The organism is Bordetella genomosp. 10 (assembly GCF_002261225.1).
Lineage (GTDB): Bacteria > Pseudomonadota > Gammaproteobacteria > Burkholderiales > Burkholderiaceae_B > Bordetella_C.
Genome location: NZ_NEVM01000002.1, coordinates 520,985 through 542,760, shown reverse-complemented (window position 1 = coordinate 542,760; position 21,776 = coordinate 520,985). Strand labels below are relative to the sequence as shown.

Sequence of the window (21,776 nt, the reverse complement as noted above, 5' to 3'; positions counted from 1 at the left end):
CGACCCAGGAGACGCCATGAAAATGTTTCGTCCTTTGCTTCTTGCCGTGGCCTGCCTCGCCGCCGCGCAGGACTACCCGAACAAGCCCATCCGCATGATCATTCCCGCGGCGCCCGGCGGCGGCGTGGACTCGGCCGGCCGCATCCTCGCCACGCGCCTGTCCGCGATGCTGGGCAAGGCGGTGGTGCCGGAGAACCGCGCCGGCGCCGGCACCATGCTGGCGTCCGACTACGTCGCCAAGGCGCCGGCCGACGGCTACACGATCGGGTTGATCACCACCAGCCACACCGTCAACGCCGCCGTGCGCGCCAACCTGCCGTTCGACCCCATCGCCGACTTCGCCACGGTGTCTTTGATCGGCTCCACGCCGGACCTGCTGGTGGTCAATGGCGAATCCCCCATCAAGTCCGTGGCCGACCTGCTCGCCGCCGCGAAGAAGCGGCCCGGCAAGCTGACCTTCGGCTCCTCCGGTCCCGGCACCCTCTCGCAACTGGAGCCGGAAATGCTCAAGCAATCGGCCGGCGTCGACATCCTGCACGTGCCCTACCGCGGCGGCGTTCCGGCCGTCACGGCGGTGATGGGCAAGGAGGTCGACATGCTGTTCCTGGGCGTGGTGGCCGTCGCGCCGCAGGTCGAGGCGGGCAAGCTGCGGGCCATCGCCACCACGGGCAAGAGCCGCCTGGCCAGGTTCCCGAACGTGCCCACCATGGCCGAGTCGGGCTTTCCCGGCTGGGACACGGGCATCTGGTACGGCGTGGTCGTGCCGGCCGGCACGCCGCCCGCCGTCGTCGCCACGCTCAACAAGCGCATCAACGAGGCGATAGAGGAACCGGAGATCCGCAACAAGCTCGCCACCGTCGGCATCGAGCCCGGCGGCTCGACGCCCGAGCAGTTCAGCGCGCTGATGAAAGCGGACATCGAGCGCTGGAAAAAGCTGGTGGAGAAACTGCCTCAGTTGAAGACCGCCGATTGACGCGGGAACGCAGCCCCGCCCCGGGTTTCCGCCCTATATCGATCGATACGGCATGTCTATTGCTCGTCGGCCTTTGCCGCCGCGGCCAGCCCTGCGGTTTCCTTGGCCACCACGCGGACGAACTTGTTGAACTCGTCGACGGAAGCGGAGGGTTCGGCGGTCATGCCAAGTGCGCGCAGTTTTTCCGTGACCTCGGGGTCTTTCAAGACTGCCGTTGACACTTCGTACAAGCGTTCGACTATCGCGGGGTCCATGCCCGCCGGTCCATACAGGCCGTGCCACACCTGGAAGTCATATCCCGGCAAGCCTGCCTGGGCCGCGGAAGGAATGCCCGGGAACAAGGGCGACGGCTGCGCCGACGTCAGGCCCAGCGCCTTGATACGCCCGGCGGATACCAGCGGCATCACCGTCGGCGGCGTCGCGAAACTGATGTCCACGTCACCCGCGATCGTCGCCATGGCGGCCGGATTGCCTCCCTTGTAGGGAACGTTCAACAGTTTCACCCCGGCGGCACGCATGAATTCCACGGCCGCAAGGTGATTCGAAGAACCGACGCCCGCGCTGCCATGCGTAACGCGCCCGGGCTCCTGTTTGGCCTTGGCGATCAGGTCCGTGAAGTTCTTCAAGGGACTGTCGTTCCGGGTGACGACCACCATCGGAAAACTGACCAGCTTGTTGATATGCGTAAAGCTCTTGATGCCGTCGTAGGTCACGCCGGGATAGAGCACCTTGTCCATGCCATGAAGATTCATCATCCCGATGTATAGCGTATAGCCATCGGGCTTGGCTCGCGCGACGAAACTGCTGGCGATGGTGGTGGCCGCGCCGGGCCGGTTTTCAACGATGATGCTCTGGTTGAGCTTCTGCCCCATCTTGTCCGCCAGGATGCGGCCAAGGCCGTCGGCCGAGCCACCCGGCGCGAATGGAATGACGAGGGTAATGGGATGATCGGGCCATGGGGCGGCGGCCGCCAAACCCGGGGAGACCGAGCACACGGCCAGAAGCAGGCACTTTGCCAATTGGCCCAGCCCGGGGCGGGCGCGGAATTTCGACATGAACATGATTTTCCCTGGATAGGATTCAGGCAGCGTTTTGAGCGATGAAACGCCCGGCGATGGTTTCCATAAGCTGGACCAGCGCCAAATGCGTAACGGCGGGGATGCCGTCGACATTCGCATCGACACAATTGTCGACCGAGTTGATCAGGCCGACGTCCACTCCTCGGCGCAATAGATGCTCCTCGCGCGCGGGCGTATGCAGCAGCGCCGCATTGCCCAGGCGCGCGGCCAGTGCGGCGGCAATGGCGGTGCATCCCCAGTTGCTGCATGCGGCGGTCACGAGCACGCCGCAGGAGGAAACCGCGCCGATCTTCTCGCCATGCTTGACGTTCCTCGCCACCGCATCGGCGATCAGGCCCATGCCGATTTCATTGCCGCCATCGCCTACGCATAGCGTCGGAATACCCCTGGCGTTGGCCAGATCGAAGATGTGGTCGATTCGGGCGCGGCCTTGTCCATAGTCAATCGCGCGCATGCTGTAGTAGACGCCGTCACGAGCGCGGCCGACGCGCTCCGCCGAGATGAGCAGATCCGGTTCGATGCGCGCCAGCAAGGCTTCCGCTTCCCGCTCCGCGTCATGCGTGTTCACGGTGAAGGGCTCGAAGGAAACCGTTGCCAGGCTGCCGTCCTGGCTGGCCTTTTTCGCTTCGTCGAAGGAAAGCACGGAAAAGCCCGCCGTCGTGAATATGGCCGCCAGGCCGTCGACCAAGGTCTCCTCGCAGACCACGACGTTGTGGGTCCCCAGGCCCAGGGTCAAGGCGCGCGCAAGCGCCGCCGTCCCCGCGGGACCGTCGTTTTCGCCGACGCGCGGCGAAATCCAGGCGCGCGAGACGGAACCCGTCGTATAGAGCACCGTGGCGCCGCGAGGCAGGCCGGCCAACAGGTCGGCGGCGGCGCCGACGGGAGAGGCGCCGGAAAGCGCGGCGCGGGAGGCCTCGAGCAGTGCTTCCACGCCGCGTCCGCCGACGTCGATATTGCTGAGCAGGTCCAGTCGCCGATCGAGCGCCGCGACAGCTAATGCTTTATTCATTTAGATTTCCTTGCCGATGATCAGGCGTGAAATGGCCGCCGTATTCCCCATCAACGGGGCCAGCGTATCCAGGGACGCGTCAAGGGCGTCGACCACCGCGGAAAGGCTGCCCAGCCACCCGATACCGTCGGGCGTGGGACGCAGGCGCAGCGAGACCTTGGCGCCTGGCTGGCCATGGGTGTTCGTCGTCAACACGCCGTGATCGCGCAACAGAATGACGCCCAGCGCGGAAGTCGCTTCGGCGGGAACGAGACCGGTGCCGGCCGGCGTGATCCCGGCGCGTTCCAATGCCATGGCGAACAACTCGTCCTCGACGATGATGGGTCCCAGGTCACTGCGCTGGACGCGTTCAGCGCCGAACTTCTGTTCGAACAACCCGGTCAGTTCCTTCCCCATGTCGGATTCCTCCTGTAGCCATGCGGGAGCGAACATTTCGAGCGACTCGGTCACCGCGGCAACGATGGGCGCGCGCGCCTCGCTGCCGAATTCGGCGGCCTTGGCCGCGACGCGTTGAACATGCGCATCGACCCCCACCAGCAGGCCGGCGCGCGGACCTATCATCCCGGCCTTATCGCAATTCGTGATGACCAGATCGGCGCCTAAGCGCAGCCCATGCTCGCCGCCATGCAGGATCGGACGGATACGCGCGCCGTACGCGTCGTCGATCAGGCTGATCGCGCCCGCCCGCGCGGCGGCCCGCACCATCGCGGCGATGGTCGCCTCCGGCATGCGGTCGAGATTGCTCGAGACCGTCGTGACCAGGACCAGCGCCGGCTTTTGCGCATCGACGGCATCGTCGAACGCCGCGGCCGTGTCGCATTCGATCAGGTCCACGCGCGCGGCATAGCAGCCCCGGGACACGGACGCGTGCGACTTGCTGCCGGCGGGCACCGCGCTGACCACGGGCCGGCCCGCGCAAAGCGCGCCAATCGCCGCGATGAGCCCGCCGCTGGTGCGGTTGAAGAGCGCGGCGGAATGCAGCGGACGCGATCCGCCCAGGTGTTTTACGCCGGCTTCCTGAAAAGCCTCGTCGACCAACCCCGGGCCGGTCCACTCATCGCAGACGACAGGCATGCGCTCGGCCTGCATGGGAAAAGCACGCAGATTGCCGGTGAAGATCCCTATCGACTTGCTTCCCCGCTCAGCCAGCCGCTGCGTCGCCACCCGCTGCCCGTGAACCAGGCGCAGCCGCTCTTCCACGCTCGATCTGAGGATTTTTCCCCGTGCATAGCCAACGGTACGGTCTATGGGATTTCCATAACGGTCCGTGTGGACCTTGTCGCTTTTATCGATAGCCATTTTTGCCATTTCCGGATGTATTGGGGGTATTGGGGTATCTCGGTATTGGGCAAAAATTTACGGGACCAGGTCGAAATTTAAAACGACAGATTTCCTGACTAGCCCCGTAAGTTAAAATTACGGTGTTTATCTGCCCCACGAAAACCGGGACTGCGTCAGGAATGACCGGAATGCTCAATCTTCATCGCCTGCGCCTGCTGCATGAACTGGCGGCGCTTGGATCGATTACCGCCGTTGCAAGATCGATGAGCCTGACCCGGCCCGCGATCTCCCAACAACTGGCATTGCTCGAGCAGGAAATAAGAGAGCCCTTGCTGGAGCGATCTTCGCAAGGGGTCACGCTGACGCCGGCGGGCGAGCGGCTGGCAATGCGGGCGGCCGAGGTCTTCAAGCTCGTGGAACAGATCGAGACCGATCTCGAAGCCGGCAGCGACGTGATTGCCGGCGAAGTCCGGGTGTCCGCCTTCGGATCGCTCGCCACGGGCCTGGCGCCGCAGGCATTCAGGCAGCTACGGAACCAGTACCCGCATATTTCGCTGACCTTCAATGAAACCGAATCGAATGCGGGCCTGAGAGCGGTCGCCGCCCGGGAAATCGATCTCGCGGTCATCGACGAGTGGGCCGACATCATGCGCCCGGCCCGCCCGCTCGAGTTCGCCCACCTGGGCGAGGACCGATTCATGTTGATTGTCGCGAGCACGCATCCGCTGGCGAACCGCAAGAGCGTCCGCCTTCAGGAATTGAGCGCCGAGCGCTGGGTCATCAACCAGGCCGCGCCCGCTTACCGTGCCCACCTGATCCGGGCTTGCCAGGCGGCCGGCTTCACGCCCAACGAAGTCTGCAACTGCAGCAATACGACCGCGACGATAGAGTTCGTCAGGGAAATGGGCATGATTACCGTCCTTCCCAAGATGGGGCTGGGGTGGACCGAGCACCTGGACGGCATGAAGATGGTCGGCCTGCAACCGCCGATACACCGGAAAATCCGGGTCGCGATGCTTCCCCATGCGCTGGAGCGGCCCGCGGTCAAGGCAACCTTCCAAGCGTTGAAGGAGGCGGCGACGCGTTGGCAGCAATCGGAGTCGATCCGGATCGAATAGCCGCTCGGACCGGGCCACAAGTCCTGCGGCCCGCGACGGTCAGCTTCAGGCCGCGGCCCAAACGTTCGAACGGCATCATTCCTGTTCCCCGCGCCAGCGTTCTCGATTGCCGAGACGCCGCGGGAAGGGGAAACTATGCGTGCACCGGCACGATCTCGATCCAGCTCGGCCGCTTGCCCGCGGGATAACGCCCCAGCGCCGTCAGGCCTCCCGTGCCCGGGTCGATGGCGTAGACGCCGACGTGGTTGCTCTGCACCCCCGCGCACAGCAGGAATCGCCCGTTCGGGTCGATGGCGAAACCGCGGGGATAGGCTTCGACCTCGAAGACGCCGGCGCGCGACAGCAAGCCCGTCGCGGGATCGATGCGGAACGCCGCGATCGCATGCGTCTTGCGCACGCTGGCGTAGAGGAAGGCGCCGTCCGGCGCGACATGGATGTCGGCGCCCAAGGCATTGCCGGAGAAATCCGGGGGCACCAGCGATTCCCACTGCAATTCCTCCAGCGCGCCGGAGGCCCGGTCGACGCGGTAGGCGGCCAGCGAACCCGCGTGCTCGTTGACGCAGTACAGCCGGTCCAGCGCCCGATGGAAAACCAGGTGGCGGGGCCCCGAGCCCGGCCGCATCGCCGTCGCCGCCGGCTCGGCCGCCTCCAGCCGCCCGCTGGCCTCATCCAGGCGGTAAGCCAGGATGGCATTGCCGTCGACCGACGTGGCGTAGACCACGCCGCCGAAAGGCGCTTCGAGGATGCAGTGCGCCTTCGGCGGCGTCGGAATCGTCTGCGCGCAGGGCAAGGCGATGCGGCCGTCCGCTTCGATGCGGTTGACGGTCAGCATCGCGCCGTCGTAGGACGCGCCGAGCAGGAAGCGGCCGTCCAGCGTGGGCGCCAGATACGCCATCGGCGCGGGCAGGTCGCAGGTGTCGATCAGCCGCAGCGTATGGGTAGCGGGATCGAGACGAAAGGCGGACAGTGGAAACGGGTCGACGCGCACCTGGGCATACAGCGTCCTGCGGTCCCGGGACCACGCCAGCGGAATGTTGCCGCGCGTGGGCGCGCCCGTGCCCGGCACGTCGATCGCTTCGACCAGATCGAGGCTGCCCGTTCGCGGGTCCAGCAGGAATGCGTGGATCTCCCTGCTCTCGGACGCCGAGACGTGCACGAGGAAGGCATCGTCGGGCTTCATGCGGCCGCTCCCAGCACGGCCACGCCGTCCGCGGCCCGCACGCCCTGCCCCGCCGGCAGCACGAAGAGCGGATTGATTTCGGCTTCGATCAGGCGATCGCCCAATTGCGCCGTCATCCGCGAGAACGCCACGATGGCCGAGACCAGCGCCTCCACGTCGCCCTTGGGCCGCCCGCGGAAGCCGTCCAGCAGCGGCCAGCTCTTGAGCTCGCGCACCATCTCCAGCGCCTGTTCGCGCCCGAGGCCGCCGCCGTCGCCGGGCAACAGGCGCATCGCGGTGTCCTTGAACAATTCGGCCGCGATGCCGCCCATGCCCACCAGGATGGCCGTCCCCAGCGGATCCCGATGCATGCCGACGATCACTTCCGTGCCGCCGGCCACCATCTCCTGCACCAGGAAACGCCGCGGCGCGATGCCGGTCCTGGCCTGGACCTCGTCCTTCATGGCCGCCAGGCGCGCGCCGATCTGCTCGGGCGCGAGGCCGACGGCCACGCCGCCCACGTCGCTCTTGTGCGTGATTTCGTTCGACAGGATCTTGAGGACGACCCGTCCGCCCAAGGCGCGCGCCGCCTGTTCGGCCTCGGCCGGGCTCGCCACCACGGTCTCTCCCGCGCAGGGCACGCCGAAGCGGGCGAACAACTGCTTGGCCTGGGCTTCGTCCAGCGCCCCCGCCGGCAGGCCGGCAACGTCGACGGGCGCGGCCGGCGCCGATGGCTCGGGCGCCTTCCAGCGCGCATGGTGCAGCATGCCGGCCAGGGCCACGGTGCAACTCTCGGCGGCCGCGAAGGCGGGCACGCCGCGTTGCGTCAGCAGGGCCGCCACGGACGGCGCGTGGGGGCTGACGAAGGCGATCACCGGCTTGTCGCTTTCCGGCAGGCAATCCTGGATGGCGCCGGCCATCAGCTCGGGCATGGCCAGGCTGGAGGAGCCGACGATGATGGTCAGCGCGTCGTAGCTGGGGCTGGCCAGCAGCGCGCGGATGGCGCCGCGCAGCAGGTCCGGCTGCAGGCCCGCCAGCGTCACGTCGATGGGGTTGCGGTCCAGCGCGGCGTGATCGCCCGTCTGCAAGGCGCGCAGCCGCGCGGCGGTGTCGGGGTCGGGCGCCGGCGTGTCGAAGCCGGACACGCCCAGGCTGTCCGACACCAGCGTGCCGGCGCCGCCCGTGGAAGTGAGGATGGCGACCCGGTTGCCGCGCAGCACGCGGCCCGTGGCCAGCGCGGCCGGGATGTCGAGCAGGTCGCCGAAGGTCTGGGCGCGAATGACGCCGACCTGCCGGAACAGCGCGTCGTACATGCGGTCGGCGCCGGCCAGGGCGCCGGTGTGGGACACGGCGGCTTTCGCGCCGGCTTCGGAGCGGCCGATCTTGAACGCCACCACGGGCTTGCCCGCGCGCGCCGCCTTCAGCGCCGCGGCGCGGAATTTCTCCGGGTTGCGCACGGCTTCGATGTAGAGCGCGATCACCTTGGTGGCGTCGTCGTCGGCCAGGTAGTCGACGAAGTCGGCCAGGTCCAGGTCGACCTCGTTGCTGGTGGAAATCAGCTTGGACAGGCCGATGCCGCGCGGCGCCGCGCGCGACAGCAGCGCGCCGAGTATGCCGCCGCTTTGCGAGACCACGCCGATGGAGCCCACGGGGAAGCGATCCATCTCCAGCGCGCCGCTGGCCGACAGGACGATGTTGTCGGTCAGGTTCACCAGCCCGATGGTGTTGGGCCCCAGGATGCGCATGCCGCCGGCCGCTTCGACGAGCCGGGCCTGCCGGCGCGCGCCCTCCTCGCCTGTTTCGCTATAGCCGCTTGCCAGGACGATGGCCGCCGCGACGCCGCGTTCGGCCAGTTCGCGCACGGCAAGATCCGCGCGCTCGGCACCCAGGAGCACGATGCCCACGTCGGGCACCGCGGGCAAGGAGGCGATGTCGGGATAGCACCGCAGCCCGTCGATATCGTCGACGCGCGGGTTGACGGGATAGATGTCGCCGCTGAAGCCGTGCTTGCGCAGGTAGGCCACGGGACGGCCGGCGGTCTTCCGGCCGTCGGCGGACGCGCCGATGACGGCCACGCTGCGGGGCTGGACGAGGCGGGAAATGGCGTTCATGCGGGTCACTCTTTCTCGCCGGCGGGCGCGTTGCCGCCGGCGCCCTGCCCGGCATGTTTCTCCGCCGCCTTGGCGAGGAAAGCCATCACCGATTCGCGGTGCTCGGTGCTCGTGTAGCAGATGCCCTGCGCCTGGCTGCCTTGCGCGAACACCTGTTCGGCCGACATCTCGAAGGTCTGGTTGATGATGGTCTTGCCCAGCGCCAGCGCGGTGGTCGAGCCCCGGGCCAGTTCGGCGGCCCAGGCCTGCGCGTCGGCCAGCAGCCTGTCCGCGCTCGTGTTGCGGTCCGAAATGCCCAGGCGCAGGGCTTCTTCCGCCTCCACCTTGCGGCCCGTGAAGATCAGTTCCTTGGCCTTGGACAGGCCCACGCGGCGCGGCAGGAAATACATGCCGCCGCCATCCGGCACGATGCCCCGGTTGATATAGGACCAGGTGAAGCTGGCGGCCTCGCTGGCGATGATGAAGTCGCAGGCCAGCGCGGTGTCGGCGCCCAGGCCGGAGGCCGCCCCGTTCACGGCGGCGATGGTCGGCTTGGGCATGGTGTGCAGCAGCGACTGCGCATAGTGGACGCGCTGCTGGCGGTGCCAGCCGTTGAAGGCGATTTCGCCGGCCGGCGCGCTCATGCGCCGCTCCATGCCGGAGACGTCCCCGCCAGCGCAGAAGCCCTTGCCGTTGCCGCTGAGCACCAGGGCGCGGATGGCCTTGTCGGCGCTGATGCGCTCCAGCGCCTGGATGAACGCCGTGCGCATGTCGTCGCTCATGGCGTTGCGCTTGTCGGGGCGGTTGAGCAGCAAAGTGGCAATGCCATCGGTAACGCTCAGTTCGATCAAACTCGTGGTCATGTCCCGTATATCCCTGGATCGACGCAGCCGGCGGCGGGGTCGTTTTTCGGTGTCGTTCTGCTTGAAGGAAAAGGCGTCCGTGGCGAAGCGCCCCTTCTTTCCCTTGACCGGGTAGTGTAGGTGCCGGCACCGGAATGCGTACCCCCCGAATTCCAACAGATGGAAAAACGGTGCTAAGCTGCATCACGTCACGCTGCTAAGCTGCACCACGTTCCCCTGTCGCGGCCGCCATGCCCCCTACCCCGTCCAAAACGCCACGCCGGCAGCACTACGAAGACCCCGTCGTCAACCGCTCGCTGGTGCGGGGCGTGGAGATCCTGCGCGCCTTCCGCCCGGGCGCCGACCAACTGGGCAACGGGGAGATCGCGGAGCGCACCGGGCTTTCGCGCGCCACGGTCAGCCGCCTTACGCAGACGCTGGTCGAATGCGGGTTGCTGGAGCACGACCGGAGCCGGCGCACCTACCGGCTGGCCACGCCGGTATTGAGCCTGGCGCACGCGATGCGCGCCGGCTCGCCCGTGCTGGGCGCGGTCGCCCCGCTGATGCGGACCCTGGCAGAGAAAATGCGCATCAACGTCGGGCTGGCGAGCGCGGACCGCGAGGAAATGGTCTATCTGGAATCGTTTCGCTTCAACCGCAAGGTGGCGCTGCGCAGCGTCGTCGCCGGCCAGCGCGTGCCCATGGAGCTCACTTCCCTGGGCCGGGCCTATCTCGCGGCCGTGGACGGCGCGCAGCGGCGCGCGCTGCTGGCGCAGTTCCGGCGGCGGCGCTCCGCCGACTGGAACGCCCTGCGCGAAGAGATCGACGCCGCCATGCTCAGCGTCCACGAGAAAGGCTATTGCGCGGCCTCGTGGCAGCCGGAAGTCGTCGCGATGGCCACGCCGCTGGTCCTGCCGGACCGGCCCATCTACATCCTCAATGTCAGCGTCAGAACCACCGCGGGCATCGCGGCGACGGAGAAGCAACTGGCCGCCCCCCTGCTCTCGCTCCGCGAGGAAGCGAAAACCGCGCTGCTGGCCGCCGTCATGCCTGGCGGAGCATGAGATGAGCCGGACGCCCCCGCTCAACGCGCTGCGCGCATTCGAGGTCGTGGCGCGCACCCGCAACCTGAAGGCGGCCGCCCAGGAACTGCACGTCACGCAATCGGCGGTCAGCCGCCAGATCGCCCTGCTGGAATCGTATCTGGAGAAAAAGCTGTTCCGGCGCGACCCTCGCGGCATGACCTTGACGCAACTGGGCGCGGCCTACGCCGAACAGATCATCCCCGCCTTCGAGGAAATCGCGCGCGCCAGCGAATCGCTGGACCAATCCGACAGCAGCGTCCGGGTCCGCACGCCCACGAGCTTCGCCGCCAAATGGCTGATCCCGCGCCTGCCGGATTTCGAACGGCAGTATCCGACCATAAAGATCCAGGTCATCAATGCCCTGCCCGACGTCGACGCCGACTACGATCGCGATCCCGTCGACGTCAGCGTGGTGCAAGGCGGCGAAAACTGGTCCAAGGCCAATGCGGAAGTCCTCTTCGAGGACGAAATGGAGCCCGTCTGCTCGCCGGCCTACCTGGCCGTGCATGGCGCCATGCGCCCTTCCGGCCTGCTGGGGCACCGGCTCCTGGTCTCCCGCCATCGCAGGCGGGATTGGGACGACTGGCTGACGGCCACGGGGCTGGGCCACCTGGCCGCGGAGACCGAAAGAATGACCTTCGGCGTCTCCCTGCTGACGTGGCAGGCGGCGATCGACGGCCTGGGCATCGCCATCGGACAACTGCCCCACCTGCACAGGGACCTTGCCAGCGGCGTCCTCCTGCGCCCTTTCGGCCAGCCCGTGCGCCGGCGTTCGGCCCATTACCTGATCACGCCCTCGCCCAGCCGCCAGACGCGCGCCGCGCGCCTCTTTCGAGAATGGCTGCGGGATCGGATTGCCGACGACCTGACGCTCGACCCTTCGGCGCACCGGGACCTTGCCGCCGATCTCGCGGTCCCCGATGCGGTCGGCCGGCTAACGAGGTGACAGCAGGCGGAACACCGGACCGACGTCGGACGCCGCGGCGATCCCGCGCAGGGCCTCGACCGCCTCGCGCGCGCGCGGCTCGCCCAGATAAGGAGCCGCGTTGTACATGAACTTGGCGTCCACCGACGACGACGGCACCGGCGACACTCTGCCCGGCGGATAGTCGCTGCGCATCGAGAACCGGCGCCCGTCGCGCATGACGACCGTCACGCGGTGCGGCCAGCAGCGGGGAAAGTCCCGTTCCAGATCGGCATCGTGCAGGACCTTCACGCGGGGCAGCAGGTCGTGCACCAGCGCGCCGGCCGTGCGCGGATGGCGGATCATGTCCAGCGACACCGTGCCATGCACCAGCGCCAGGGCGACCGAATACTGGTGGCTGAAAGTCGCGTCCAGGGCCGAGTGGAGCACGGGCCGGTCGCACACCTCCATGGACTGGCGAAAGGCGGCGATCTCGACGCCGGCGATCCCGCCCGGGTCGATGCCGTAATCGCGGCGCAAGGTCAGCGCCGCCTCGGTCGGCCCGTGGGCGAAGCGGCACGTCGGATAAGGCTTGATCGTCATCTGCGCGAATTCGAAGCGCGTTCCCAGATCGGCGTCCAGCCGGGCGGGATCGCTCGACGGCGCCATCACGGCGCAGAATCCCATCTGGCCGTCCAGGATCCCCGGCGGTCCGCCCGCCCCGTGCGCGCGGACCTGCGCCAGCATCACGCCCGACTGCGCGGCGCGCGCGCCATGCAGGGCGGAGTCGAACATCGAGCCGTCGATCTGATGCTGCCTCAGCCCTGCGGCGGCGGCGCCGGCCAGGCCCAAGGCCTCCGCGCAGGCGTCGCCGTCCAGGCCCAGCAGGCGAGCCGCGGCGGCGGTCGTGCCGAACACCCCGCAGGTCCCGGTATTGTGAAAGCCGGACGCATAATGACTCGGGCTCACCGACGCCGCGACCCGCGCCGCGACTTCGTAGCCGGCAAGCGCGGCGCCCAGGAAGCGCCGCCCATCGGCGCCGAGGCGCTCGGCCATGGCCATGGACGCCGCGACGACGGGCGTGCCCGGATGCAAGGTGCCGGGCTCATAGGTGTCGTCATAGGTATGGATACGGCCGTGCAGCGCGTTGACGAATGCCGCGCTGGCGGCCGGCGCGCGCTGCGCCAGGCCGACGATCGTCGCGTCTTCCCCCTGCCCCCACTCGGCGGCCGCCAGGCGCGCGCTTATGCAGGCGGGCATGTCGATGCCGGCGAACATCACGCCGACGCTATCGACCACGTGATCGAGCAGCTTGTCCTGTAGCGGCGCGGGCGCATCCTCCCAACGCAGACCAGCCGCGAACCTGGCCAGGGCGATTCCATGACTCATGACGACAACTTCCTTCGGATGGGGGGCGAAATGGGGTGAGGAACGGGTTGCGAATCGGCCGCGTCAATCGATGGCCAGGCTCGGTTTTTCCTGCACCAGATGCTTCCAGTGCGCGATGTCGTCCACCATGTATCGGGCGAAATAATCCGGCGTGCTGCCGATCACTTCCGAACCGGTGGCCAACAGTCTTTCCCGCACGGTCGGATCCTTCAGCGCCGCCACGAAGGCATGGTTCAGGATCTGGATGACGGAGGCCGGCGTCTTGCCGGGCGCGGCGATGCCGTACCAGGCGCCCGCCTCCACGCCCGGCACGCCGGCCTCGGCGTTCGTCGGCACGTCGGGAACCAGGGGAGACCGGTGCTTGCTGGTAATGGCCAGCGCGCGCAGGCGGCCGTTCTTCGCGTATTGCGCCATGTCGATCACCGGCAGGAACAAGGCGTCCACCCGGCCGCCCAATGCGTCCATCACCGCCGGCGTCCCGCCCACGTAGGGAACGTGCAGCAGGTCGGCCCCGGTCACGGCCTTGAACAGCTCCCCCGCCATGGCGCTGGAGGAGCCGACGCCGGGGGAACCGAAGGTGAGCTTGCCCGGCTCCTTCTTGGCGAGCGCGACCAGGTCGCCCAGCGTCTGGACGGGGACGTCCTTGGCCACCATGATGAGATTCGGCTGGGTGGCGAGCAGCGTCACCGCGGAGAAATCGCGCACCGGGTCGTAGCGCAAGTGCTTGCGCAAGGCGCCATTGATGGTGTGGCTGTCCGTGATGAACTGGATGATGTAGCCGTCCGGCGGCGCCTTGGCGACGAATTCGGAGGCCAGCATGGTGCCCGCCCCAGGCCGGTTCTCGACCACCACGGATTGCCCCAGGATGCTGCCCACTTTTTCCGAAAGAATCCGGGCAATCGTATCGCTTGCTCCGCCGGGCGCGCCGGCGACGACCATGCGTATGCTGTGGTTGGGGTAGTTCCGGGCGGCGTCGGCCTGCGTGGCGCTGACGGCGGCAAGGCTTGCGCAGCCGCAAAACGCGAGGCGGCGCAGCAATCCCCCCATGCCTATGGCTTTTTTCATCGATCTCCTCCGTATTTATCGGCGGCCGTCTTGCGCGACCGATATCCATGGTGGAGCAGCCATCGGCTGTTTGGGAATTTCCGATTTGTCGAACGGCTTGAGAATTTGGAATGCGTTGGCGGATCGGGAACGGTCAACCCGCCGGGGCTATCCGAAGAAACATGGCCTAGGCGCGGGCGATCGCGCCCGTCAGCGCGTCGCGAATCGTCGACGGCCGCCCTTGCGCGCCGACCGGCGCGTCGAGAATCGCGCCCAGCCCGGTTGGAAAATAGGCCTGCGCCTCGCGCGCCGTCCTGGCGGGGGGCAAGCCGTGCGGGTTGGCGCTGGTGGACACGATGGCCGCGCCGAAAGCCTCGCACACGCGCGCGGCCCACGCATGCCCGGTGACGCGCAGCGCCACGCCCGCGCGCGTGCCCCTGAGCCACGACGGCGCATGCGGCGATGCGGGAAAGATCCAGGTATAGGGCCCGGGCCAGGTCGCCATGGCGCGGTCCAGCGCGTCGGCGGGGGTTTTCCCCATATCGATGTAAGGCGCGATCTGCGCGAAATCCGAGCCGATCAGCAGAAAGCCCTGCTCCGGACTGCGCTGCTTGAGCGCCGCCAGATCCGCGACGGCGCGCTCCGAATGCGGATCGCAGCCCAGCCCGAACACGGCCTCCGTCGGATAGGCCACGATGCGCCCGCCGCGCAGCGGCATGGCCAGATCCGCGGGATCGTTGGTCAACACGCTCATCGCCGGTCCCCTCCGGTCTTGCGGAAACTCATGTCCTTGAAGGCGCGCATGGTGGCGATCAACCTCAGCAGCAATTGGTTGGCGGCGGTCGGAAGCTGCCGCCCCAGCCGCGTGATGATGTGGGCCTCGGCGCCGGCCAGCAAGGGATGGTCGATCTCCAGGGCAAGCACGTCGCCCGAATCGATTTCCTGCGACACCGAGAACGCCGGCAGCAATCCGACCCCGAGGCCGCCGATGACGAAGCGCTTGACCACGGTGATGGAGTCGGTGACGAGCTTGGGCGTGAGCCGGATGCGGTCCATCTGTTCGGCCAGGGCGACCACCTGGCGGGTGCCGTAGGAACCATGCATGAGAGCCAGGGGATATTCCGCGACGTGCTTGAACAGGGGCTGCCGCTCCAGCCGCGTGAGCGGATGCCCGGGCGGCACGACGGCGCACATGGGCTGGCGCACCGCGACGCGCGAACGAATAGTCGAACTCACCGATGGGTTGTAGACCAGGCCGATATGCGCGAGGTCTTCGCTGACCTGGCGCAGCACATCGTTGGTCCCCGCCAGGTTCATCTTGATCGTCAGGCCCGGATGCGCGGCCCAGAACTGCTGCAAGGGCTCGGCCATCAGGTCGCTGACGAATCCCTCGCCCAGCACCAGATCGATGTGCCCGCGCTCCAGCCTGCGCAATTCTCCGAGCTTGGTCGCCAGGTCGCTCTGGTGCGCCCGGTGCTGCCGATGGTATTCGACCAGCATCATGCCCGCTTCCGTGGGCCGGATGCCCCGCCCATGGCGCTCGATGAGGGAAATCGCGAGTTCGGACTCCAGATGCGCGATCTGCCTGCTGACCACCGAGGGATTCATGTCCATCTTGTCCGCGGCGGCCCGCACGGAGCCGGCGATTACCGCCTCGTAGAGGTAGCGGATCCTGCGATCGTCGATCGTCTCCATGCGCCCCTGGCCCCATGAGCGTTGACTGAAAAGCAACGCAATTGTACCGCCATTGATATTTTTGTCAGAACAGCTTCATGGGATTCTGCCGGGACTTTATCGCGCGCCAACCCGGCGCAGGCCTGCGAAGACCCCGTCGCAGGCATTCCACGGAGAGCGAAGGACATGAAGAGCATCGGCGTAATCGGCCTCGGCAACATGGGCCGCGGCATGGCGCTAACCCTCGGGCGCGGCGGTTTCGCCGTGACCGGAACCGACGCGTCGGCGGCGGCGCGCGCGAGCGTGGCCGCCGAAGGCGTGAAAACGGTCGACACCATCGGGGAAGTGGTCCAGGCCGCCGACATCGTCATCCTCTCGCTGCCCACCGCGGCGATCGTCGCCGAGGTGGTCGCCGGACCCGGGGGCATCATCGCCAACGCCAAACCGGGGCTGCTGGTCATCGACACGTCGACCTCCCATCCCGAAACGACGCGCCGGCTCGCCGCGCAACTGGAGGCCGCCGGCATGCGCATGATGGACGCGCCCGTCAGCGGCGGCCCCAAGGGCGCGCGCGAGGGCACGATGGCAATGGTCATCGGCGCTTCCGACGAGGACCTGGCGCGCGCGATGCCGGTGCTCGAAGCCATGAGCGGCAAGCGGGTGCACGTGGGCGGCGTCGGCGCCGGCCACGTCGCCAAGATCGCCAACAATCTCTTCACCGCCTCCCATCTGATCGTCGCCGCCGAAATCACCCGCATGGCGGCGCGCGCCGGCGTCCCCACCGAGGCCCTGCTGCAAGGCATCAACGCGGGCTCGGGCCGCAGCTTCGTCACCGAACACAGTTTCCCGACCTGGATCATGAACGGGAAATTCGACTCCGGCTTCACCATGAAGCTCATGCGCAAGGACGTGCGGCTGGGGCAGGAGCTCATCGGCGCGCTCGGCCTGGACCTTCCGCTGTCGGCCAAGGTCGCCGAATTGTGGGCCGGGAGCGCGCAGACCATCGCCGACGATGAAGACTTCAACCGCATCGTCGAACTCGGCAATCGCTGAAGCCCGCATCCAGCATCCAGCATTTGGCATCCAGTATTTGGCATCTGGCATTCACAGAGGAACCCCATGCAATCCCATATCAGCGATCGGCTGCTCGCCGCTTTCACTCCGTTTTTCCCCGAAGGCCGCATCGGCTCCTACGTCAACGGCGAGATCGTCGAGGGCGAAGGCGAGGAGATCGCGCTCGTGAATCCCGCCACGGGCGAGCGCCTGGCCAGCTACCCGGATGCGGGCCCCGGGGTCGCCACCCGGGCCGCCGAGGCGGCGCGCGCCGGCCAGAAGGCGTGGGCCGCGCTGAGCCACGCGGAGCGCGGGCGGCTGATGCAGGAAGCGGGACGGCTGCTGCGCGCCCATATCGAGCCCCTCGCCCGGCTCGAATCGCTCTCGGCGGGCAAGCCCATCCGGGATTGCCGGGGCGAAGCCCTGCGCGTGGCCGAGATGTTCGAATACTACGGCGGCTGGACCGACAAGCTGTACGGCAACGTCATCCCCGTCCCCAGCGGCCATCTCAACTACACGCGGCGCGAACCCTATGGCGTCGTGCTGCAGATCACGCCGTGGAATGCGCCGCTGAACACCTGCGGCTGGCAGATCGCGCCGGCGATCTGCATGGGGAACGCGGTGCTGCTCAAGCCCTCCGAACTGACGCCGCTGTCCTCGCTGGCGGTCGCGGCGCTGGCCGAGCGGGCGGGTATTCCCAAGGGCGTCATCAACGTGCTGGCGGGTTTCGGGCACACGACGGGACAGGCGGCCCTGGGCCACGCCGCCGTGAAGAAGGTCGTATTCGTCGGCTCCGTGCCGACCGGCGGCAAGATCGCCGCGGCCGCCGCGGCGCGCTGCATCCCCTGCCTGCTGGAGCTCGGCGGAAAATCCGCGAATATCGTCTTCGAGGATGCGGATCTCGAACGCGCGTGCATAGGCGCGCAGGCCGCCATTTTCGGCAACGCGGGCCAGAGCTGCGTGGCCGGTTCGCGCCTGCTGGTGCAGCGGCGCATCTACGACGAGTTCGTCGGAATGGTCGCCGCGGGCGCCAGCCGCCTGCGCGTGGGCGAGCCCACCGCCGCCGAAACGGAAGTGGGTCCGATACAGAACGCCAGGCAGTATCGCCACGTTCTCGACATGATCGACGCCGGCGTCAGGGAAGGCGCCGAGATCGTCGGCGGCCCGGCCGGCAAGGTGGAAGGCCCCGGCTATTACGTGCGGCCGACCGTGCTGGGGAAGGCGACCAACCAGATGGCCGTGGCGCGCACCGAGATATTCGGGCCGGTGGTCGTGGCGATTCCGTTCGACACCGAGGAGGAGGCCGTGGCGATCGCCAACGACAGCGACTTCGGGCTGGCCGGCGCGGTGTGGACGCGGGACATCGGGCGCGCGTTCCGCGTGGCGGCCCAGGTCAAGGCGGGCACCTTCTGGGTCAATATGTACAAGACCATCAACGTGGCCTCGCCCTTCGGCGGATACGACGCCTCGGGCTACGGCCGCTCCAGCGGCATCGAGGCGCTGCAGGAATATACGCAGGTCAAGAGCGTCTGGGTGGAAACCGCCGAGCAGCCGAACCAGCCCTTCGGCTACGCGCCCGCCGTCGATAGCTGACGCGCAAGGCCCGTCGCGGCACCGACTTCATACCAACAGACAAGGGGAAATCACATGTCCACGCAATCCGTCTACCCGCCGGTCCGGGTCGCATCGATGGGCGAGCAGACCCGCCTGTTCATCGCGGCTTTCGTCATCGTCCTCATCGCCGAATTCATCGGCAACGTCTCGATCCCGCTGGGGTCGACGGAGATCGTGCTGCTGCCGCTATTGTGGGCGGTCCTCATCGGCGCGGTGCTGGGGCTGAACGCGAAGCGCATGCCGGCCGGCGTGCGCATCAACAGCGACATGCAGCGCACGGCGGCGTCGCTGCTCCAGCCCGTGCTGCTGCTGTTCATCGCCAAGCTGGGCCTGCTGGTCGGCGGCGCCATTCCGAAGCTCGTGGCGTCCGGCGCAGGCCTGCTGTTCCAGGAATTCGGCCACTTCTTCGGCACGATGATATTCGGCCTGCCCCTGGCGCTGCTGCTGGGCATCAAGCGCCAGGCCATCGGCGCGACGTTCTCGGTGGGACGGGAGCCCAGCCTGGCGATCATCGGCGAACGCTTCGGCATGAAATCGCCCGAGGGCCAGGGCGTCCTGGCCGAGTACCTCACGGGGACCGTGTTCGGCGCGGTATTCATCGCGCTGCTTGCCGGGCTGCTGACGAGCCTGGGCATATTCAATCCGCTCGCGCTGGCGATGGGCGCGGGGGTCGGATCGGGCAGCCTGATGGCGGCCGCGTCGGGCGCCATCGCCGCGCAGCAGCCGCCCGAGGTCGCCAAGGACATCGCCGCCTTCGCCGCGGCCAGCAACCTCATCACGACCACGATCGGCACCTACTTCACGCTTTTCCTGTCACTGCCCTTTACGCTCTGGGCGTACAAGGTGCTGGAGCCCATCCTCGGCCGCACCACGAAAGCGTCGATCGACGCCGCCGACATCGGCGCGGACATCGAGCATGAACTGCCCAAGTCGGGCATCGGCGCGCAAATCGTCGTGTGGATCGCCGTCGGCGTATTCTCGCTCTTCGGCAACTGGATCAACTACAAGGTGCCCGCGACCGACCCGGCCGCCATCGCCGGCATGGCGATCATCGTCGGCGTCGTCGGCGTCGGCTACGCGCTCTATCGCCTGACGGCGCGCAAGCTCCCCGCGGTGATATGGGTCTCGCTCATCGGCATGATCCTGACCTATCCGGGATTCCCCGGCGCCCACGACATCGCCGCCCTCACCGGCAAGATCAACTTCCTCGCGCTCTCCACGCCGATTCTCGCCTTCGCCGGCCTGTCGATCGCCAAGGACGTCCCCGCCTTCCGCCGGCTAGGCTGGCGCATCGTCGCGGTCTCCTTCGCCGCCAACGGCGGAACCTTCATCGGCGCCACGATCATCGCGCAGTTCTTCATGCATAGTCCGGTGTAGGGGCGGCCACCGGCCAGGAAGGGGACATCCTCCCCTTCCGCGGCATCTGTTCCTGTTTCTATTCCTGCCTCTATTCCTGGTGGATATTGTTCGCCTTGGCGATGGGCGCGAGCTTTGCCGTATCCTCCTCGATGAGCTTGGCGTATTCGGCGGGCGCGCCGTACCGGGTATCGAACGCCAGTCCCACCAGCTTGTCGTGCACGCCGGAATCGGTCATGGTTTCCTTCAATGCCTTGACCAGGCGCTCCCTTGCCTCGGCCGGGATGCCATGCGGCGCGACGACCGCCCACCAGGCTTCCATGGTCACGGGATAGCCGCTCTCGACGATGGTGGGAACGTTGGGCAGCAAGGCCGCCCGGCGCTTTCCCGTGGTCGCCAGGATCTTCACCCGCCCGCCCTTGGCCGCGGCGATCGCCGCGGGCACGGAATCGAACGCCAAGGCAATCTGGCCGCCCATCAGGTCCGTGAGCGCGGGCGCGCTGCCCTTGTAGGGAATGTGCAATACCTTGGCGCCGGCCGCCGACCACAACATCTCGGCCGCGAAGTGGACCGTGGATCCCGCGCCATGCGAGCCGTAGGAGAACTTGTCGGGCTGCGCCTTGATCTCCCCTATCAGCTCCTTGACGCTATTGGCGGCCACCGAATGATTGGCCAGCAGCGCCAGGGCATTGCTGCCGACGATGCCGATGGGTTCGAAGCTCTTGAGCGGATCGTAGGGCAGCTTCCTGTAGATGATGGGATTCACCGCGAAGGTGGTCGCCGAACCGAGCAGCAAGGTGTAGCCGTCGGGACTCGCCGTCGCGACCGAATCGGCGCCGACAATGGTCGCGGCGCCGGCTTTGTAGTCCACGATCACGGTCTGGCCCAGCGCAGCGCCAAGGCGTTCCGCCACGACGCGGGCCACCGTGTCCGCCAGCCCGCCCGCGGGAAACGGCACCACCAGCTTGACGGGCCGGTCCGGAAACGCCGCGAGGCTCGCGCCGCTGACCGACAGGGCCACGATCCCGGCCAGCATTTTTACGACTCTACTTATACCGCGCTTCATTTTTTTCTCCCCTTGAGGATCTTGGATAACTGGCCAAGCCGCCAGATAGCTTTCCACCGGCCGCGCTCGATATCGCGCCCCGATGGCGATGTTGCCGTCATGCAATTCGTCGCGCGGACGGCGTAACGCGGCGCGGTCCGCGCTGATCCCCGGCAGCTTCAGCCGCGCGTGAAGTTGACGATGCGATTGAAGTCCTCGCCATCGGCCAGGGCGGAAATACTGTCGCGCCAGAGCTCGGCAACCACCTTGGAGACGGGCACGTCGACCCCCAGCTTTTCATGCAGGGTTGCCGCCAGCGCCACGTCCTTGCGCATCAACTGCATGGTGAAGCCCGAATTGAAGGTACCCGGCAGGATGCGATTCGGATAGTTGAACAGCGTCACGCCGCTGCGCCCGGAGCCCGCGTTCACGGCCTCGATCAATTGCTCCGTCTTCACGCCCGCGGCATTGGCCATCCTGAACGCTTCCGCGGCGGTAAGCAGTTGCGCCGCCGTGAGCAGGTTATTGACGATCTTCGCGATGTTGCCCGCGCCCGTGGCGCCGATATGGAAAATGTTCTTGCCCATGCCCTTCAACACGGGCATCGCCGCCTCGACGTCCTCGTCGGCCCCCCCGACGAACATGGTCAGTTCGCCGCGGAGCGCGCCACCGGGACCACCGCTGACCGGCGCGTCGATCAGGATCAGGCCCTGATCGCGTATTCCGGCAGCCAACGCGCGCGTTTCCTCGGGATCCGCGGTCGTCGTATCGACGATGGTGAGCGAGCCTTGCGCCAGGCCGGCGATACCCCCTTCTCCAGCCACGACGTCCCGGACGATGGCCGAGGTCGGCAGCGACAGCACGATGCAGTCGCTTTCCCGGACCAGTTGCCCCATGTCCCGGGCCAGCGTGATGCCGCTTTCCGCCGCCTTGCCCGCGGTGGCGCCGTTCTTGTCCAGGCCCAGCACCTGGAAGTTCGCTCGCTGCAGCGAAAGCGCCATGCCCAGGCCCATATTTCCCAGGCCGACGATGCCGATAGTCTTGATGGATTCCATTACCCG

19 protein-coding genes are annotated in these 21,776 nt (G+C 67.5%); 7 read left to right on the top strand and 12 right to left on the bottom strand.

The features are described from left to right. Nucleotides 1-16: 16 nt before the first annotated feature. Nucleotides 17-973, top strand: coding sequence for a tripartite tricarboxylate transporter substrate binding protein (locus CAL29_RS11810; RefSeq protein WP_094853223.1), 957 nt, complete (start codon nt 17-19; stop codon nt 971-973). Nucleotides 974-1,029: 56 nt separating this feature from the next. Here CAL29_RS11810 and CAL29_RS11805 read toward each other — a convergent pair whose 3' ends face one another. Genes CAL29_RS11805 through CAL29_RS11795 form a run of 3 tightly spaced genes read right to left on the bottom strand, consistent with a single transcriptional unit; the run spans nt 1,030 to nt 4,360 of the window. Then, on the bottom strand, nt 1,030-2,145 hold the full coding sequence (locus CAL29_RS11805; RefSeq protein ID WP_256977394.1) for a Bug family tripartite tricarboxylate transporter substrate binding protein: 1,116 nt from the start codon (nt 2,143-2,145) through the stop codon (nt 1,030-1,032). Next, nucleotides 2,054-3,061 (bottom strand): glutamate cyclase domain-containing protein, encoded by a 1,008-nt coding sequence (locus CAL29_RS11800; RefSeq protein WP_094853222.1) that lies wholly within the window; start codon nt 3,059-3,061, stop codon nt 2,054-2,056. The genes CAL29_RS11805 and CAL29_RS11800 overlap by 92 nt, the downstream gene beginning before the upstream one ends. Next, nucleotides 3,062-4,360 carry an aminotransferase class I/II-fold pyridoxal phosphate-dependent enzyme gene (locus tag CAL29_RS11795; RefSeq protein WP_256977393.1) on the bottom strand — a complete coding sequence of 433 codons (1,299 nt, stop codon included), beginning with the start codon at nt 4,358-4,360 and terminating at the stop codon, nt 3,062-3,064. Nucleotides 4,361-4,521: 161 nt separating this feature from the next. Between CAL29_RS11795 and CAL29_RS11790 the strand changes: the two genes are divergently transcribed. After that, the gene (locus CAL29_RS11790) at nt 4,522-5,460 is read left to right on the top strand and encodes a LysR family transcriptional regulator (RefSeq protein WP_256977392.1); all 939 of its coding nucleotides are present in this window, start codon (nt 4,522-4,524) and stop codon (nt 5,458-5,460) included. Nucleotides 5,461-5,593: 133 nt separating this feature from the next. Here CAL29_RS11790 and CAL29_RS11785 read toward each other — a convergent pair whose 3' ends face one another. Genes CAL29_RS11785 through CAL29_RS11775 form a run of 3 tightly spaced genes read right to left on the bottom strand, consistent with a single transcriptional unit; the run spans nt 5,594 to nt 9,572 of the window. Continuing rightward, on the bottom strand, nt 5,594-6,640 hold the full coding sequence (locus CAL29_RS11785; protein WP_094853219.1) for a lactonase family protein: 1,047 nt from the start codon (nt 6,638-6,640) through the stop codon (nt 5,594-5,596). After that, entirely contained in the window at nt 6,637-8,730 is a 2,094-nt protein-coding gene (locus tag CAL29_RS11780) for an acetate--CoA ligase family protein (RefSeq protein WP_094853218.1), read from the bottom strand. The genes CAL29_RS11785 and CAL29_RS11780 overlap by 4 nt, the downstream gene beginning before the upstream one ends. Before the next feature lie 5 nt (nt 8,731-8,735). Next, a complete protein-coding gene (locus CAL29_RS11775) occupies nt 8,736-9,572 on the bottom strand; it encodes an enoyl-CoA hydratase/isomerase family protein (RefSeq protein ID WP_094853217.1) in 837 nt (278 codons plus the stop codon). 230 nt (nt 9,573-9,802) lie between these two features. On the opposite strand from CAL29_RS11775, the gene CAL29_RS11770 reads away from it, so the two are divergent. Beyond that, nucleotides 9,803-10,615 (top strand): IclR family transcriptional regulator, encoded by an 813-nt coding sequence (locus CAL29_RS11770; protein WP_094853216.1) that lies wholly within the window; start codon nt 9,803-9,805, stop codon nt 10,613-10,615. 1 nt (nt 10,616) lies between these two features. Beyond that, on the top strand, nt 10,617-11,582 hold the full coding sequence (locus CAL29_RS11765; protein WP_094853215.1) for a LysR substrate-binding domain-containing protein: 966 nt from the start codon (nt 10,617-10,619) through the stop codon (nt 11,580-11,582). On the opposite strand, the gene CAL29_RS11760 is transcribed toward CAL29_RS11765, so the two are convergent. The 4 genes from CAL29_RS11760 to CAL29_RS11745 all read right to left on the bottom strand — a co-directional run bounded on the left by CAL29_RS11760 (nt 11,571) and on the right by CAL29_RS11745 (nt 15,668). Beyond that, the gene (locus tag CAL29_RS11760) at nt 11,571-12,929 is read right to left on the bottom strand and encodes an MmgE/PrpD family protein (RefSeq protein ID WP_094853214.1); all 1,359 of its coding nucleotides are present in this window, start codon (nt 12,927-12,929) and stop codon (nt 11,571-11,573) included. The two genes, CAL29_RS11765 and CAL29_RS11760, sit on opposite strands and share 12 nt — an antisense overlap. Nucleotides 12,930-12,992: 63 nt before the next feature. Then, nucleotides 12,993-13,994 carry a tripartite tricarboxylate transporter substrate binding protein gene (locus CAL29_RS11755; RefSeq protein ID WP_094853213.1) on the bottom strand — a complete coding sequence of 334 codons (1,002 nt, stop codon included), beginning with the start codon at nt 13,992-13,994 and terminating at the stop codon, nt 12,993-12,995. 166 nt (nt 13,995-14,160) lie between these two features. Further along, nucleotides 14,161-14,727 carry an L-threonylcarbamoyladenylate synthase gene (locus CAL29_RS11750; protein WP_094853212.1) on the bottom strand — a complete coding sequence of 189 codons (567 nt, stop codon included), beginning with the start codon at nt 14,725-14,727 and terminating at the stop codon, nt 14,161-14,163. Further along, entirely contained in the window at nt 14,724-15,668 is a 945-nt protein-coding gene (locus CAL29_RS11745; RefSeq protein ID WP_094853211.1) for a LysR family transcriptional regulator, read from the bottom strand. Before CAL29_RS11745 ends, CAL29_RS11750 begins: the two co-directional genes overlap by 4 nt. 165 nt (nt 15,669-15,833) lie before the next feature. Here CAL29_RS11745 and CAL29_RS11740 point away from each other — a divergent pair, with 165 nt between their 5' ends. The 3 genes from CAL29_RS11740 to CAL29_RS11730 all read left to right on the top strand — a co-directional run bounded on the left by CAL29_RS11740 (nt 15,834) and on the right by CAL29_RS11730 (nt 19,691). Further along, the gene (locus CAL29_RS11740) at nt 15,834-16,700 is read left to right on the top strand and encodes an NAD(P)-dependent oxidoreductase (RefSeq protein WP_094853210.1); all 867 of its coding nucleotides are present in this window, start codon (nt 15,834-15,836) and stop codon (nt 16,698-16,700) included. A gap of 66 nt (nt 16,701-16,766) precedes the next feature. After that, nucleotides 16,767-18,293, top strand: coding sequence for an aldehyde dehydrogenase family protein (locus CAL29_RS11735; protein ID WP_094853209.1), 1,527 nt, complete (start codon nt 16,767-16,769; stop codon nt 18,291-18,293). Between the two features lie 54 nt (nt 18,294-18,347). Next, the gene (locus CAL29_RS11730; RefSeq protein ID WP_094853208.1) at nt 18,348-19,691 is read left to right on the top strand and encodes a DUF3100 domain-containing protein; all 1,344 of its coding nucleotides are present in this window, start codon (nt 18,348-18,350) and stop codon (nt 19,689-19,691) included. A 70-nt stretch (nt 19,692-19,761) separates the two neighbouring features. Here the strand turns inward: CAL29_RS11730 and CAL29_RS11725 are convergent, their stop codons facing one another. After that, complete coding sequence (locus CAL29_RS11725; RefSeq protein ID WP_256977391.1) at nt 19,762-20,706, bottom strand: Bug family tripartite tricarboxylate transporter substrate binding protein; 945 nt, start codon at nt 20,704-20,706, stop codon at nt 19,762-19,764. Between the two features lie 188 nt (nt 20,707-20,894). Further along, entirely contained in the window at nt 20,895-21,770 is an 876-nt protein-coding gene (locus CAL29_RS11720) for an NAD(P)-dependent oxidoreductase (protein ID WP_256977390.1), read from the bottom strand. Nucleotides 21,771-21,776 lie beyond the last annotated feature (6 nt).